Consider the following 14,849-nt stretch of genomic DNA (forward strand, 5'->3'; position numbering starts at 1 on the left):
CGGTTCTGGGCGACGCGGACGACGTCGTCGCGGAACTCTTGGGGGTAGGGGGCGGGCATGGTGCACATCCTTCCCTGCGGTGTGGTAACACCACAGATCGTATGTCACCTACACGCGCATCAGTCCCTTCGGCATGAACAACATCCTCTCGAACTCGAAAGGAAGCGGCATCACACCCGGGACGCTTCAAACCGCTAGAAGCTGGTCTCGATGACGTGGCGCTTGGCGTACCCGCCTGGATCGGTCTGCGGCGGGCGCCCGCCGCGGGAACCACGACGTTTCCGGTTTGCCTGCTGGTCGCGAGGCTCGGCGATCACAGCCATGATCCCTTGACTGCGCAGCAGGGCGCGGTGGGGCCGGGAGGAGTGGGCCTTGTCCGCCGTCACCGAGTCAGGGGTGGTGCGAGGCCGCCCCACCCCTTCGCGCGGTACCCGCACCGCAGCGAGCAGGTGCGGGAACATCTTCGAGTCGCTGCCTTACCCCGGCCCGACCCCGATGACCAGGGAGCGTCCCTTGCCGCCGCACAGCTGATGGACCTTCGTCGACGGAGATAGGACGAGGCGCTCGGAGTGTGAGGGGCTGGTCTCGTGCCGGTGGAAGCGTAGCCACAAACGACCGTTTGCGGGGCTCGAGGGGGAGTGGTGGCTGACTGTCGAGACGCGGTGAAGATCGCACGCGAATCGCGAAGGACGGTTCCTTGGAAAATTTGGGGCGGAGAGCGCCAGACGACTCAGTCCCTGACAGCCTCGATCCACCCGTGCCAGCGGGCCCCAGGGTCCTGCCGTGTGCCGCGGTCGACCACGGTGAACCTCGCCGCGGTCATCACGCCCGCGAGCTCGTCGACCGGCCAGTACCACGCCGTGGTGACGGCGTGGTCGAAGGCCTCCAGCTGGTCTGACACGAAGAAGCCCAGCAGCAGTGACCCGCCAGGGCGCAGCGCCTTGTGCGCGCGCTCCAGGAGGGCAGGCATCTCCACCGGCGGCGTGTGGATGATTGAGTACCAGCCCAGGATCCCGTTGAAGACGGCTACGGGCAGGGTCTGGAACGAACCCGGCTTCACGCGTACCTCCGGGTGGGTTCGGCGCGCGTGCGCCACGAACTCTTCGACCGGCTCGATGCCCGTTACCTCATGGCCCAGCGAGGCCAGGTGCGCGGTCCAATGGGCCGGCCCGCAGCCGACGTCGGCCAGAACCCCATCCACCCGGCCGGCCCAGGCTTCGACCAGCAGCCTGTCGTCCTCGGCCACGGAGGCCATGGTGCCGAGCTGCTTGGTGTACTCGGCCGCGCGGGCGCCATAGGCGGCCCGGCTGGTGAGAAGTCCTTCCCGGGCGGCGTCGTCAGGGGTCACCGCTGTTCCTCCGCCGGCGCGAGGACCTGCCAGAGCTCGTGATCCTGCCAGCGACCGGCGATCTTCAGGTACTGCGGGGCCAGGCCGTAACGCTCGAACCCGTGGCGCTGCAGCATCCGACGCGACGCATGGTTGTGGGGCAGGATCTCAGCCTGCACCCGGTGCAGTCCGAGCTCGCCGAAGGCGATCTGCAGGGCCTGCCCGACGGCGGCGGTCGCCACGCCGCGGCCGGCCGCCTCGCGGGCGACCCAGTAGCCGATCGAGCAGAACTGCCCGGCCCCGCGGACCACGCTGGCCAGGGTGAGACGGCCGAAGATCGAGCCCGCCGCGTCGGTGATGAGGAACGCGTAGGAGCGGTCCGCTGCACGGTCGTGCTCCGCCTGTTCAAGGGCTTCGCGCTGGCCGGCTTCGGTGAACCAGTGGGTGGGGCGCTCCGGCTCCCACGGGGCCAAGTGCTCGCGTTGGCTCTGTGCCAGGGCGGCGAGGGCCTCGGCGTCGTCGAGGACGGCAGGGCGCAGACGGACGGGCATGGATCGAGCGTAGCGACCGGGATCCCGTGCGCTGGTCAAGCGAGGGGCAGGAGGAGCCGGCGTCAACCCTTCAGACCCTGACCGGCGTATGAATCAAACTGGCGCGTTTCTGAAATCTTCGTTGCATCTCGACAATCGTGGTGTCAAGGGTTCATACACTCAATCCGATATGAAACATACTTGCGCGTTTGTGAAATCTTCGCTGCATCTCGACAACCTCTTGGCCTGCAGATCCAGGATCCGGCCCGGCCCGCTACACTCTTGAACACCGTTCAGGACGCGTCTCACGCGCCCCACGGCCCCCCGTCACCCGCACCACCCTGGAGGAGCCGCCCCATGGCCACCCCTGTCTCGTCCACGGCGCACACCGCCCGGGGCACCAGCCCCGCCGTCGCCCGCCCCACCCGCGGCTCCTCCGGCGGCGGCCTCGCCCGCATCGCCGTGCTGGCCGCGCTCATGGCGGTCCTCGGCATGGTCCCGCCGATCCCGGTGGCCGGCATCCCGGCGCCGATCATCGCCCAGAACATCGCCGTCATGCTGGCCGGCGTGATCCTCGGCCCGTGGCGCGGCGCGGCAGCCATGATCCTCTTCAACGCGCTCGTGGCGCTCGGCCTGCCCCTGCTCTCGGGTGGCCGCGGCGGCCTCGGCGTCATGGTCGGCCCGACGGCCGGATTCATCTGGGGCTGGATCCCCGCGGCGTTCGTCGTCGGCCTGGTCTTCTGGGCCATGACCGGCCGCGCCCGCCGCGGCATCGGCACCGGCCGCGTGGGTGTCGCGGCGTTCGTCGCCAGCCTCATCGGCACCATGGGGGTGCTCTACGCCTGCGGCGCGCTGGGCTTCATCCTCATCGCCGGCACCGAGCCGGCCGCGGCGTTCGCCATGCTCCCGGCCTTCGTCCCCGGCGACCTCGTGAAGGTCGTCGTGACCGCGCTCCTCGCCGCCGGCCTCTGGAAGGCCTACCCGCGCGCGTTCCGCTGAGCGGGCGCCGGGCGTGCCCGGCGCCCGCGGCCCCGCCTCAGCGGTTCATGCCGTACGGCAGCCGGTCCCGGTCGAGCGTGATGTCGGTGTAGCCGTGCGGCTCGGGGCGGCCCTCCTCGTCGAGAGAGACGAACACGATCTTGTCGATCGTGAGGATCACCTCGCCGGTGATGATGTTGCGGACCTTGGCGCGCATGGTCAGCGAGGTGCGCCCGAACTCCACGGCGCGCAGGCCCATCTCGATCATGTCGCCCTGCTCCGCGGAGGAGCGGAAGTTGATCTCGGAGATCAGCTTCGTCACGGAGCGCGGGTTGCCGAGCTGGATGATGGCGTAGATCGCGGCCTCCTCGTCGATCCAGCGCAGCAGCGATCCGCCGAAGAGCGTTCCGTTGGCGTTCAGGTCCTCAGGTTTGACCCACTTGCGGGTGCGGTAGGTGACGTCGTCGGAGTGCGCGGCATGGTCGGCGGAGGGGGTGGTGGCGTCAGTGGTGTCCATTCGCCCGCGTTAGGGCGTGGGAGGAGTCAGGAGAAGAGCATGCGGCAGATGACACGGCACTCGGCCGGCGCTCCGGAGCGCGTCCTCGCCCTGGACGGCGTCCGTGCCGAGGCGGACGGGCCCGACGGCGTCGTCACGCTCCTCGAGGACGTGACGCTCACGCTCCGCGCCCCGCGCGTCGCCGTGGTGGGGGAGAACGGATCCGGCAAGTCCACGCTGGCCCGGGCGATCGCGGGCCTGGCCGACGTCGCGGCGGGGGAGGTCACCGTGCACGGCGTGGACGCCGTCCGGGACGTGAAGGGGCTGCGGCGCACCGTGGGCATGGTGTTCGCCAATCCGGCCGCGCAGGCCATCATGCCGACCGTCCGCGAGGACGTGGAGCTCACCGTGAAGTCCCTGCGGCACGACGACGGCGCCCGCCTCGGCAGGGCCGAGGTCACCGCGCGCGTGGACGCGGCGCTGGCCGAGCACCGGCTCGCCGAGATCGCGGACCGGCCCTGCCTCGCGCTCTCGAGCGGCCAGGCGCAGCGGCTTGCGATGTGCTCCGTGATGGCGGCGTCGCCGTCGCTGGTGATCGCGGACGAGCCGACCTCCCTGCTCGACGGCCGGCACCGGCGGATCATCGCCGAGCGCCTGCTCGCGGCACGGGACTTCCAGCTGCTGCTCGTCACCCATGACCTCGAGCTGGCCCGCCGGTGCGACGAGGCCGTGTGGATCCACGACGGCCGCGTGCGTGAGGTCGGTCCGGCCGGTGACGTGATCGGCGCGTACGAGGCCTTCCTCGACGAGGCCGTGGCCACGGAGTTCGGCGCGTGATCTCGCTCTACGTCACCGGCGACTCGCCCCTGCACCGCTGCCCGGCCGGCCTCAAGGTCGCGCTGCTCGCGGTGTGGGTCCTGGCGCTCACGCTCCTGCCGCCGACCGTATGGACGGCGGGCGCCGCCGTCGTCGGGGCCGGGCTGGCCTACACCGTGGGCTTCGGTGCGCGCCGCGGGCTGGGGATGCTCGGCCGCGATCTGCGCGGGCTCTGGATCTTCTACGCGTTCCTCTTCGCCGCGCAGTGGATCTTCGGGGACCTCCTCTCCGCCGCACTCATGGTGACCCGCGTGCTCGGCGTGGTGCTGACGGCGCAGATCCTCACCCGCACCACGCGGATCGCGGACATGGTGGGGGTGGCCGAGGCCGCGCTGGAGCCCGTGAACCGCATTCCGTGGCTGGGCCCGAAGCTCGCGCGGGCGGGGTTCCGGCCGGAGCGCGTGGGGCTGGCGATGGGCCTGGTGCTCAGCTCGATCGGTCACCTGCGCGGGTTGGCCGAGCAGGTGCGCCACGCGCAGGCCAGCCGCGGCGTGCGGATGGCCCCGTGGGCGTGGATCCTGCCGCTGCTGGTGCTCTCCCTCAAGCACGCCGACGACGTCGGGGATGCGCTCGCGGCCCGCGGGGTGGAGTAGGGGCGCGCCAGCCTGGTCGCAACACGCCGTGTCGAACTTCGGCAGACGGCGTGTTGCGACCACTCTGGGAGGAGTCCGGCGAGTCCGGCGAGTCCGGCGAGTCCGGCGAGTCGGGCGAGTCAGGCGTCTGGCGCGGAGGGGCTCGGTGCGCCAGGCCCGATGTGTCAGCACGGCATTGACACGTGCGTTCCCGTGTCCGACGCTGAATCCATGAGCAAGTCCCTGATCTCCTCCGCGGTCGTCGTCCTCCTGATCCTCCTCGTCACCGTGCTGACGGACGCCAGCACATGGCTTGTGGGCCTGATCTCCGGCCTGGTCTGCCTCGTCGGCGCGTGGTGTGCCCCCCTGTTCCAGTCCGGCAGTCCCTACGGTGGCACCCTCTTCGGCGGCTGGCAGTCCCGGTGGGACGGCCCGAAGGCGGTGCAGCTCCTCGTGGCGGGGGCGGCGGTCGCCGTGAGCCTCCTGCTGGACCTGTTCGACGGCGGGGTGCCCGCGATCATCGGCATCATCGCGGCGTGCCTCGTCGGTGCGCTCGTCCCGGTGCCGGGCGACGGCGCGGATGGGGCATCATCGGAGGATGTCCGACCCGCATGACCGGATCGCCGCAGCGCTGCGTGACCAGGCCGCCGCCGAGCGCCGTCTGCACGCCGCCGTCCAGGCCGCGCGGTCGGACGGGTGGAGCTGGACGCAGGTCGCCGAGGCGCTCGGCGTCACGCGTCAGGCCGCCCACCGTCGCTTCCACTCCGCGCCCGCCCTGGCCGACGACGACGTCGGCACGGGCCCCGGCCGCGGCTGCCGCACCTCCCCGGGTGACCCGTGGGCCGAGGCCCGCGCCACCGCGATGGGGGCCGTGGCCGTGTGGCTGCGCGGCGACGTCGCGGCCGTCCACGCGCACATGACCAGCACCGCGCGCGCGGGCCTGCCGCAGTCCGCGCTGCGCCGGGTCATGCTCGAGGTGGAGGACCTCGCCGGCCCCCTGGGGGACGCGCGGGTCACGGGCGTGCACGACCTCGCGGGCGAGCTGCTGAGTGCGGCCGGGTCGCTGGACGACGCATCGGCACCCGGCGGCGAGGTCCGCGCGGGGCGGCGCCGGGCTGTCGTCGTGCGCGGTGTGGTGTCCGGGGAGGACACGGACCCCGTGGTGCACGTGCTCATCGGTCCGAGGGGCCGCGTGTCCGGACTGAGCGTCCGGATCTCCGACGAGCTCGAGCAGTGGCCCCTGTGATGCACTGGCAGCAGAGGCAGGCGCACCTCGCTGAGCATCGACGCCGCCGTCCGGGAGGGCGCGGAACGGGGTGAGCCGGTCAGGCGCCCCGCGCGAACGCCAGCGCCTCCTCCACGATCCCGACGACGACGGCCAGCTCCACCTCGTCCCGCGGCCCGTAGACCATGAACTCCGTGCCGTGGTCGGCGTACTGATGCGGCTCCGCCCAGCCGAGCTCCACGAGCCGCCTTCCGCGCTCGGCCGGAAGCACGAGGTGCACGGAGGTGTCGGCCACGCCGTGCAGGTGCACCGGCTCGAGGCGACGGCCGGGGGCGAGGTTCGTCTCGGATGCCAGCTCCACGTCGATGTCGGCGAGGAACACCCCGCGCGACGACGCCGGCGAGACCTGGCTGTGGCCCTCGACCACGCCGTCGAGCGCGAACACGCGGGCCGTCAGCTCACCCCACAGTGCCGGCGAGGCCCGCTGGTCGAGCTGGCGGTGGGGTCCGTCGTCGGAGGTGGTGGGGCGGACGCCGGGCCGCGGGGTGCTGATCATGCGGTCAGGCTACGCGGCCGCTCGGGCGCTCCTCAGTCCGGAGGCCGCTCCGCACGCGCAGCGGGAGGCATCCGCCTCAGCGTGCGTCCTGATCCCGGGCGGCGTCGACGACGACGCGCACGGCCGGCATCGCGGCGTCGGCGGACGCCCCCTCCAGCGTGCCGCCGAGCCGCTCCCACACCCGTTCGGCCGCGGGGATCACCACGAACAGCGTGACCTGCCGGACCACTGTGGTGAACACCGAGGCGCGCAGCCCGCGGCGAGGGTCCAGGCCGCGGTCGATCAGCTGGCGCGTCTGCTCCACGGAGAGGTCCACCAGCCGGTCCAGGAGGCTCTCGCCCGAGGCGCGCGGCGCCGTGAGGGCCTGCGCCAGGTAGCCGCCGATGAGGGGGCGTTCACGGAGCAGCTCCTGGAACGCCGCGTCGCGGGCCGCGGAGATCTCGAGCGGCGTGCCCTCCAGGGGGACCGCCTCGAGGGTCGCGCGGACGAGGTCGATGATGTCGTCGTCCACCGCGCGGGTCAGGCCGTCCTTGCTGCCGAAGTGGTGCCGGACAAGCCCGGGCGCCACGCCCGCGTTCTTGCCGACGTCCCGGACGCTCGTCGCGTGCTCGCCCCGCTCCGCGTACAGCTCGAGGGCGCTCAGGCGGAGGCGGGCGGCGGAGGAGAGGTCCTCGCGGGTGAGGGGTCTGGCCGTGTTCACCGCGCAAGGCTAGCGGATCGAGGAGGGTGTTGTGCGATCGTGCAATGAATGATTCACTGATGCCAGAACGTGTGACGACGAGCACGCACGCCACGGATCGTGAGGATCACCATGAACGCCACTCCCGCCACCTCACCCGTCATGGGAACCGCCTCCACCATGGGCGACGTCGAGCAGCTGACGACGACGCGCCTCATCCGGGACGCGGCCCGCACCTACCGGGACCAGGAGATCGTCCACCGGACCCTCGCCGGCGAGTGGAAGGTCACGGACTATGCGACCTCCTGGGGCCGGACGCAGCGCGTGGCCGCCGGCCTCGCGGCGCAGGGCATCGGCCCGGGCGACCGCGTCGGCCTGCTCCTCTGGAACGACCTGCGGCACTTCGAGTGCTACTTCGCCGTGCCGTTGACGGGCGCCACCATGGTCCAGCTCAACCTCCGCCTCGCCCCGCAGGACCTGGCCTACGTCATCCGGCACAGCGGCGCCCGCACGCTGATCGTGGACGCCACGCTCCTGCCGCTGGCCGAGGGGCTGGCCCCGCACCTGCCGGAGGGCACCCGGTGGATCGTGGCCTCGGACGGCGATCTCCCTGAGGCCTGGGCCGGCCGGGCGGACGCGGTCTCGTACGAGGACCTGGTGGCCGGGCACGAGCCGATCGAGGACGCCCCGGACATGGACGAGCGGTCCGCCTCCGGCGCGTGCTACACCACGGGGACCACCGGTCGGCCCAAGGGCGTGTACTACTCGCACCGGTCCACGTGGCTGCACTCCTTTGCGGTGGCCGCGAGCACCGGCATGACCATGGACGACACCGTCATGCTCCTGACCCCCATGTTCCACGCCCAGTGCTGGGGCCTGCCCTACGCGGCTGTGGCGGTCGGCGCCCGCATCGTGCTGCCGGGCCGCTTCACGCTGCAGGACACCCCCCTGCTGACGGACGCGCTGGTGGAGCACGGCGTCACCCTGGCTCCGGCCGCTCCGGCCATCCTGCTGCCGATGCTCCATCACCTCGAGCAGATGGCGCAGACGCCGCACCTGCCCGGCCTCCGGTTCCTCTGCGGCGCCTCGGAGCCCCCCGTGGCCCTGATGCAGGGCTTCGACCGCCTCATGGGGGCCGAGATCATCCACGCCTACGGGGCCACGGAGACCTCGCCCATCGTGTCGGTGAACCGCCTGCGCCCGGCCCTCAAGGCGGGTCTGACCGAGGACGAGCAGTGGGACCTGAAGCGGTACCAGGGCCTCGTCGTCACCGGCGTCGACGTCAAGATCGTGGACCCCCTGGGCCAGCCGCTGCCGCCCGGCGAGCAGAACGTCGGTGAGATCCGGGTCCGCGGTCCGTGGGTCACCAGCTCCTACGGGGACGATCCCGAGGCCACGGAGAAGGGCTTCGACGACGAGGGCTACTGGCGCTCCGGCGATGTCGGCTACCTCTCCGAGGACGGCTACCTGAAGGTCTCCGACCGGATGAAGGACGTCATCAAGTCCGGCGGCGAGTGGATCTCCACCATCGACCTGGAGAACCACATGCTCACGGTCCCCGGTGTGTCCGAGGCCGCCGTCGTCGGTGTCCCCCACCCCAAGTGGCAGGAGCGCCCCCTCGCCCTCGCGGTGCGCGCCCCCGGCGCCGACGTCACCGAGGAGCAGGTCAAGGACGCCCTCCGCGCCCGCTTCGCCTCCTGGCAGGTGCCCGACCGCGTCCTTTTCGTGGACGAGCTGGACCGCACCTCCGTGGGCAAGCTGGACAAGAAGCGCCTCCGGCAGGCCTACGCCGACGCGCTCGCCGAGGGCGACGGCCCGTCCGCGCCGCAGGGCTGACGCGCGGCCCCGGCGGCCCCGCCGAGACCGCCCCAGACCCGCAGACCCCCCGAACATCCGAACCCACTGACCCCCCACACCGAAGGAGATCCCCGTGACCCGGGACGCCTACCTCTTCGACGCCGTCCGCACCCCCCGCGGACTCGGCAAGCCCACCGGCTCCCTCCACGAGGTCAAGCCGATCGATCTCCTGGGCGGCCTCTTCGACGCGCTCCGCGAGCGCCACCCCGAGTGGGACCCCGCCACCGTCGAGGACGTCGTGCTCGGCGTCGTCAGCCCGGTGGGGGACCAGGGCGCGGACATCGCCCGCGTGGCCGCCCTCAAGGCCGGCATGCCGGAGAACGTGGCCGGCGTGCAGCTCAACCGCTTCTGCGGCTCCGGCCTCGAGGCCGTCAACCAGGCGGCGGCCCGCATCCGCTCCGGCTGGGAGGAGATGCTGATCGCCGGCGGCGTGGAGTCCATGTCCCGCGTCCCCATGGGCTCCGACGGCGGCGCGTGGGCCACGGACCCGGCCACCGCGCTGGCGCTGCACTTCGTGCCGCAGGGCATCTCGGCGGACCTCATCGCCACCCGCCAGGGCTTCACCCGGGAGGACCTGGACCGCTTCGCCGTCCAGAGCCACCACCGCGCCGCCCAGGCGTGGGCCGAGGGCCGCTTCGACAAGTCCGTCATCCCCGTGAAGGACATCAACGGGCTGACCGTCCTGGACCGGGACGAGACCATCCGACCGAACTCCTCGCTCGAGATCCTGGCCGGGCTGAAGCCCTCCTTCGCCGCGATGGGGGAGCAGGCCGGCTTCGACGCCGTCGCGCTCGACCGCTACACGGACGTGGACCAGATCCACCACGTCCACCACCCGGGCAACGCCTCCGGCATCGTGGACGGCGCCGCGCTGACCCTCGTGGGCAGCGAGGAGTCGGGCCGCCGTGCCGGCCTGACGCCGCGCGCCCGCATCGTCTCGGCCGCCGTCGTCGGCTCCGAGCCCACCATCATGCTCACCGGTCCGACGCCGGCCTGCCGCAAGGCCCTCGACGTCGCCGGGATGACCGCGGGCGACATCGACCTCGTGGAGATCAACGAGGCGTTCGCGGCCGTGCCCCTCCAGCTGATGCGGGACCTGGGCTGGAGCGAGGAGCAGACCAACGTCAACGGCGGCGCGATCGCCATGGGCCACCCGCTCGGCGCCACCGGCGCCATGATCCTGGGCACCCTGGTGGACGAGCTCGAGCGCCGCGACCTGCAGACCGGCATCGCCACCCTCTGCATCGGCGCAGGCATGGGCGTCGCCACCATCGTCGAGCGCGTCTGAGCGCCTCCGACCCCGAGTTCCGCCCGACGGCAGAGAGAGCACAGCAGCCATGACTGAGAACATGATCACCTGGGACCAGGACGCCGACGGCGTCGTCACCCTGACCATGGATGACCCCAACGCCAAGGTCAACACCATGAACGACCTCTGGCGGGACTCCATGGAGGCCACCGTGGAGCGGCTCGAGCAGGAGCGCGAGTCGATCGCCGGCGTCATCCTCACCAGCGCGAAGAGCACCTTCTTCGCCGGCGGCAACCTGGACCAGCTGGGCCCCACCGGCCCGGACGAGGCCGCGGACGTCTTCGCGATGACCGAGCACGTGAAGTCCGTCCTGCGCCGACTCGAGAAGCTCGGCCGGCCCGTGGTCGCCGCCATCAACGGCGCCGCCCTCGGCGGCGGCCTGGAGATCGCCCTCGCGTGCCACCGCCGCGTGGCCGTGGACGACGCCCGCATCAAGGTAGGCCTGCCCGAGGTCACCCTCGGCCTGCTCCCCGGCGGCGGCGGCATCACGCGCCTCGTGCGGATGCTGGGCCTGGAGAAGGCCCTGATGGACTGGCTGCTCCAGGGCACCCAGTACCGCCCCGCGCAGGCGAAGGAGAAGGGCGTCATCGACGAGCTCGTCTCCTCGCAGGACGAGCTGCTGCCCGCGGCGCGGCGCTGGATCCTCAAGCAGGGGGCCGCGGCGGCGAAGGCCCAGGAGGGCGGCCCGGAGGAGACCGACGAGGCGCTCGGCGCCCCCTCCTACGCCGTCAAGCCGTGGGACCAGAAGGGCTTCCGCCTGCCCGGCGGCTCCCCGCAGCAGCCGGCGATGGCCTCCCGCCTGCCCGCGTTCCCCGCCACGCTGCACAAGACGCTGCACGGCGCGGACCTGCCGGCGCCGAAGGCGATCCTCGCCGCGGCCGTCGAGGGCGCGCAGGTGGACTTCGACACCGCCCTGCGGATCGAGACCCGCTACTTCGTGAGCCTCGTGACCGGCCGGGTCTCCACGGCGATGGTGCAGGCGTTCCACACGGACATGGGCGACATCCGCTCCGGCGCGGCCCTCGGCGAGCGCGCCACGGAGCGCCACACCGTCGGCTCCGTGGCCGTGCTCGGCGCGGGCATGATGGGCGCCGGGATCGCCCACGCCCTCGCCGTCAACGGCATCGAGGCGGTCATCAAGGACGTCTCGGTGGAGAACGCCGAGCGCGGCAAGTCCCACTGCGCGGACCTGCTGGGCAAGGCCGTGGCCAAGGGCCGGATGGACCAGGCCGCCGCGGACGAGGTGCTGGGCCGCATCCGCACCACGGAGGACTACGCGGACCTCGCCGGCGTGGACGCCGTCATCGAGGCCGTCTTCGAGGACTTCGAGCTCAAGACGGGCGTGTTCGCGGAGGTCGAGAAGGTGGTGGGGAAGGACACGCTGCTGTGCAGCAACACCTCCACCCTCCCGATCACGCTGCTGCAGGAGCCGCGGGAGCGCGCCGCCGACGTCATCGGCCTGCACTTCTTCTCCCCCGTGGACCGCATGCAGCTCGTGGAGATCATCCGTGGCGAGCAGACCTCCCAGGAGGCCGTGGAGCGCGCATACGACCTGGTCCAGCAGATCCACAAGGTCCCGATCCTCGTGAACGACGGCCGCGGCTTCTACACCTCCCGCGTGTTCGGCACCCTCGTGCTGGAGGCCGCCGCCATGGTGGAGGAGGGCGTGGACCCGCAGCGCGTCGAGCGCGCCGCGCGCCAGGCCGGCTTCCCGGGTGCGCCGCTGGCCATGCTGGACGAGGTCTCGCTGACCCTCACGCAGCACGTGCGCCGAGAGGAGGAGAAGGCCGCCTCGGCCGCCGGCACCGAGCGCGTCGTGCAGCCGGGCGAGCAGATCGTGGACCGCATGGTGGAGGAGTTCGAGCGCCCTGGCCGTGCCCGCGGGGCCGGTTTCTACGAGTACCCGGCCGAGGGCCCCAAGCACCTGTGGCCCGGTCTGCGTGAGCACTTCACCTCGGACGTGGACGTGCCGGAGCAGGATCTCCAGGACCGCTTCCTCTACCGCATGGCGATCGAGACGGCCGGCTGCTTCGAGGACGGCGTCCTGACCGACACCGCGTCCGCGAACATCGGCGGCGTCCTGGGCATCGGCTACCCGCCGCACACCGGCGGCCCGGCCACGTTCATGACCAACCGTGAGAACGGGCTGGCGGACTTCGTGGCGCGCGCGGACGAGCTCGCAGAGGCCTACGGCGAGCGCTTCCGCCCGTCCGAGTGGCTGCGCGCGCGCGCCGCCTCGGGGAAGGGCCTCGTATGAGCGCGCAGGACACCGTCTCGCAGACCGCCGCCGGGGGCGCCGCCGTCGCCTCCGGCCCCCTGGCCGGCGTGCGCGTGGTGACGATCGCCCTGAACCTGCCCGGGCCCGTCGCAGCGGCCCGCCTGCAGGAGCTGGGCGCCGACGTCGTCACCGTGCTCCCGCCCGGCGGGGACCCCGTGGCCACGCTGGTGCCCGCCCTCCACGAGGAGCTGCATCGCGGCCAGCAGGTGCGCACCGTGGACATGAAGTCCCCGGACGGGGCCGCCGAGATGGAGGGGATCCTCGCCGCGGCGGACGTGTTCCTCACGTCCCACCGCTCGGGGGCCCTGCGCCGCCTCGGCCTGGACGCCGACGCCGTCCGCGCTCGTCACCCGCGGATCTGCCAGGTGGACGTCACGGGCTTCGCCGGGGACCGGACGGACGTCCCCGGTCATGACATCAACTACCAGGCCGAGGCGGGCCTGCTGGAGCCGGGGCCGCCGCCTCGGATCCTGGCGGCGGACCTGCACGGGGCCGAGCGCGCCGTCTCCGCGGCCCTGGCCCTCCTGTGGGCCCGCGGCGCGGACGGGGCGGGCGGGCACGCCGTCGTGGCACTGGCCGACGCCGCCCACGCCCTGGCCCTGCCGAACCGTCACCGCATGACGGACCGCCGCAGCCCCCTGGGCGGGGCCTCGCCCCACTACGGCGTGTACCCGGCCGCCGACGGCCATGTGGCCGTCGGCGCGCTCGAGCCGCACTTCGCGGCCGCGCTCCTCGAGGGCCTCGGGCTGGACCCGGACGGGGACGTCCGCGCTCAGCTCGCGGGCGCCCTCCTGGAGCACGACGCCGCCCACTGGCAGGCCTGGGGCGAGGAGCGGGGCATCCCGCTGACCGCCCTCGCCGCGGCGACCGCCTGAGCCGCTCATCCGACACCCCGCGCCCACCCCGGCGCTGCGCCCCCTGACGCAGACACCCCCTGATCCCGAGGAGAACCCCCATGACCGCCGCTGACACCCGGAGCCGTCCGCTGATCGACGTCGACGTCCTCGAGTACCACCGCCTCCTGACGCCCGAGCAGCAGGAGAAGCTCGCGGAGATCCGCGCCGCCCTGGCCGAGATCGTCACCCCGCATGTGGCGGAGGCCTGGAGCCGGGACGAGTTCCCGCACGAGATCGCCCGCCAGGTGGGCGAGCTCGGCTTCAACCACCTGAACGGCATGACCACCGACCCGCTGTTCCGCGGCTGCCTGATGGCCGAGCTGTCCCGCGCGGACATCTCCCTCAGCGTCTACTTCGCCCTGCACAACGACCTCGTGGGCGCGACCCTGGAGCACCTGGGCTCCGAGGAGCAGAAGCAGAAGTGGCTCCCGGGGCTCTACGCCATGGAGTACACCGGCTGCTTCGGGCTGACCGAGCCGGAGCACGGCTCCGACGTCGCCGGCGGCATGGCGACCACCGCCCGCCGCGAGGGCGACGAGTGGGTGATCAACGGGGCCAAGCGCTGGATCGGCAACGGCACCATGTCCCGGATCGCGATCGTGTGGGCCCGCGACGAGGCGGACGACCAGGTCAAGGGCTTCATCGTGGAGACCGACCGCCCGGGCTACAGCGCCACCAAGATCGAGCACAAGACCGCCGTGAAGATCGTGCAGAACGCGGACATCACCTTCACGGACGTGCGGATCCCGGCGGAGAACAAGCTGGAGAAGGCGAACTCGTTCGCGGACACCAACGTGATCCTCCTCGGCTCCCGCAACGGGCTGGGCTGGCAGGCCGTGGGCGCGCAGCAGGCCGTCCTGGACATCGCCCGGAACTACGCCCTGGAGCGCACGCAGTTCGGCCGTCCGATCGCCGCCCACCAGCTCGTGCAGTCCCTGCTCGTGCAGATCGCCGGCAACCTGGCCGCCACGCTCGGCATGGCCCACCGCGCCGTCCAGCTCGAGGCCGAGGGCGAGGTGTCCATGACCCAGGCCTCCCTGGTGAAGCTCAAGACCTCGCAGATGTGCCGCGAGTCGGCCGCTCTGGGGCGTCAGCTGATGGGCGGCAACGGCATCCTCGCGGACCGCGGTCTCGGCCGCTTCTTCTGCGACGTCGAGGCGATCTTCACGTACGAGGGCACCTACGAGGTCAACTCGCTGATCGTGGGCCGCGGGCTCACCGGCCACTCCGCCTTCCTCTGACCCGACCCGTCCCGACGAGCACCAGGAGC

General features: G+C 72.3%; 15 protein-coding genes and 1 pseudogene. 10 read left to right on the forward strand and 6 right to left on the reverse strand.

Annotated elements, in window-relative coordinates:
• Positions 1 to 251: 251 nt before the first annotated feature.
• The 3 genes and pseudogenes from KZX60_RS08150 to KZX60_RS08160 form a co-directional block, all read right to left on the reverse strand.
• Positions 252 to 449 (reverse strand): annotated as a pseudogene (locus KZX60_RS08150) (IS5/IS1182 family transposase); the annotation flags it as partial.
• A gap of 281 nt (positions 450 to 730) precedes the next feature.
• Positions 731 to 1,348 carry a class I SAM-dependent methyltransferase gene (locus tag KZX60_RS08155; RefSeq protein WP_248117274.1) on the reverse strand — a complete coding sequence of 206 codons (618 nt, stop codon included), beginning with the start codon at positions 1,346 to 1,348 and terminating at the stop codon, positions 731 to 733.
• Positions 1,345 to 1,878, reverse strand: coding sequence for a GNAT family protein (locus tag KZX60_RS08160; RefSeq protein ID WP_248117276.1), 534 nt, complete (start codon positions 1,876 to 1,878; stop codon positions 1,345 to 1,347). The genes KZX60_RS08155 and KZX60_RS08160 overlap by 4 nt, the downstream gene beginning before the upstream one ends.
• Before the next feature lie 336 nt (positions 1,879 to 2,214).
• On the opposite strand from KZX60_RS08160, the gene KZX60_RS08165 reads away from it, so the two are divergent.
• Complete coding sequence (locus KZX60_RS08165) at positions 2,215 to 2,856, forward strand: biotin transporter BioY (protein WP_248117278.1); 642 nt, start codon at positions 2,215 to 2,217, stop codon at positions 2,854 to 2,856.
• Positions 2,857 to 2,893: 37 nt separating this feature from the next.
• Here KZX60_RS08165 and KZX60_RS08170 read toward each other — a convergent pair whose 3' ends face one another.
• Positions 2,894 to 3,352, reverse strand: a complete 459-nt coding sequence (locus KZX60_RS08170; RefSeq protein ID WP_248117279.1) for a hotdog domain-containing protein — start codon at positions 3,350 to 3,352, stop codon at positions 2,894 to 2,896.
• Positions 3,353 to 3,391: 39 nt separating this feature from the next.
• Between KZX60_RS08170 and KZX60_RS08175 the strand changes: the two genes are divergently transcribed.
• The 4 genes from KZX60_RS08175 to KZX60_RS08190 all read left to right on the forward strand — a co-directional run bounded on the left by KZX60_RS08175 (position 3,392) and on the right by KZX60_RS08190 (position 6,025).
• Positions 3,392 to 4,168 (forward strand): ABC transporter ATP-binding protein, encoded by a 777-nt coding sequence (locus KZX60_RS08175; RefSeq protein WP_248117280.1) that lies wholly within the window; start codon positions 3,392 to 3,394, stop codon positions 4,166 to 4,168.
• The gene (locus KZX60_RS08180) at positions 4,165 to 4,800 is read left to right on the forward strand and encodes an energy-coupling factor transporter transmembrane component T (protein ID WP_248117281.1); all 636 of its coding nucleotides are present in this window, start codon (positions 4,165 to 4,167) and stop codon (positions 4,798 to 4,800) included. Before KZX60_RS08175 ends, KZX60_RS08180 begins: the two co-directional genes overlap by 4 nt.
• Positions 4,801 to 5,010: 210 nt before the next feature.
• Positions 5,011 to 5,394 (forward strand): hypothetical protein, encoded by a 384-nt coding sequence (locus tag KZX60_RS08185; protein WP_248117282.1) that lies wholly within the window; start codon positions 5,011 to 5,013, stop codon positions 5,392 to 5,394.
• Positions 5,378 to 6,025, forward strand: a complete 648-nt coding sequence (locus KZX60_RS08190) for a helix-turn-helix domain-containing protein (protein WP_248117283.1) — start codon at positions 5,378 to 5,380, stop codon at positions 6,023 to 6,025. The genes KZX60_RS08185 and KZX60_RS08190 overlap by 17 nt, the downstream gene beginning before the upstream one ends.
• A gap of 79 nt (positions 6,026 to 6,104) precedes the next feature.
• On the opposite strand, the gene KZX60_RS08195 is transcribed toward KZX60_RS08190, so the two are convergent.
• Together KZX60_RS08195 and KZX60_RS08200 are read right to left on the reverse strand one after the other, a co-directional pair.
• A complete protein-coding gene (locus KZX60_RS08195; protein WP_248117284.1) occupies positions 6,105 to 6,560 on the reverse strand; it encodes a luciferase family protein in 456 nt (151 codons plus the stop codon).
• A 76-nt stretch (positions 6,561 to 6,636) separates the two neighbouring features.
• Positions 6,637 to 7,260 (reverse strand): TetR/AcrR family transcriptional regulator, encoded by a 624-nt coding sequence (locus tag KZX60_RS08200; protein ID WP_248117285.1) that lies wholly within the window; start codon positions 7,258 to 7,260, stop codon positions 6,637 to 6,639.
• A 111-nt stretch (positions 7,261 to 7,371) separates the two neighbouring features.
• Here KZX60_RS08200 and KZX60_RS08205 point away from each other — a divergent pair, with 111 nt between their 5' ends.
• The 5 genes from KZX60_RS08205 (at position 7,372) to KZX60_RS08225 (ending at position 14,820) form a co-directional block, all read left to right on the forward strand.
• Positions 7,372 to 9,075 (forward strand): long-chain-fatty-acid--CoA ligase, encoded by a 1,704-nt coding sequence (locus KZX60_RS08205; protein ID WP_248117286.1) that lies wholly within the window; start codon positions 7,372 to 7,374, stop codon positions 9,073 to 9,075.
• 94 nt (positions 9,076 to 9,169) lie between these two features.
• On the forward strand, positions 9,170 to 10,384 hold the full coding sequence (locus tag KZX60_RS08210) for an acetyl-CoA C-acetyltransferase (RefSeq protein WP_248117288.1): 1,215 nt from the start codon (positions 9,170 to 9,172) through the stop codon (positions 10,382 to 10,384).
• A 49-nt stretch (positions 10,385 to 10,433) separates the two neighbouring features.
• A complete protein-coding gene (locus tag KZX60_RS08215; protein ID WP_248117290.1) occupies positions 10,434 to 12,662 on the forward strand; it encodes a 3-hydroxyacyl-CoA dehydrogenase NAD-binding domain-containing protein in 2,229 nt (742 codons plus the stop codon).
• Complete coding sequence (locus KZX60_RS08220) at positions 12,659 to 13,558, forward strand: CoA transferase (protein ID WP_248117291.1); 900 nt, start codon at positions 12,659 to 12,661, stop codon at positions 13,556 to 13,558. Before KZX60_RS08215 ends, KZX60_RS08220 begins: the two co-directional genes overlap by 4 nt.
• An 80-nt stretch (positions 13,559 to 13,638) precedes the next feature.
• Positions 13,639 to 14,820, forward strand: a complete 1,182-nt coding sequence (locus tag KZX60_RS08225) for an acyl-CoA dehydrogenase family protein (protein WP_248117293.1) — start codon at positions 13,639 to 13,641, stop codon at positions 14,818 to 14,820.
• Positions 14,821 to 14,849: the final 29 nt, after the last annotated feature.

The organism is Micrococcus sp. EYE_212 (genome assembly GCF_023147585.1).
Lineage (GTDB): Bacteria > Actinomycetota > Actinomycetes > Actinomycetales > Micrococcaceae > Micrococcus.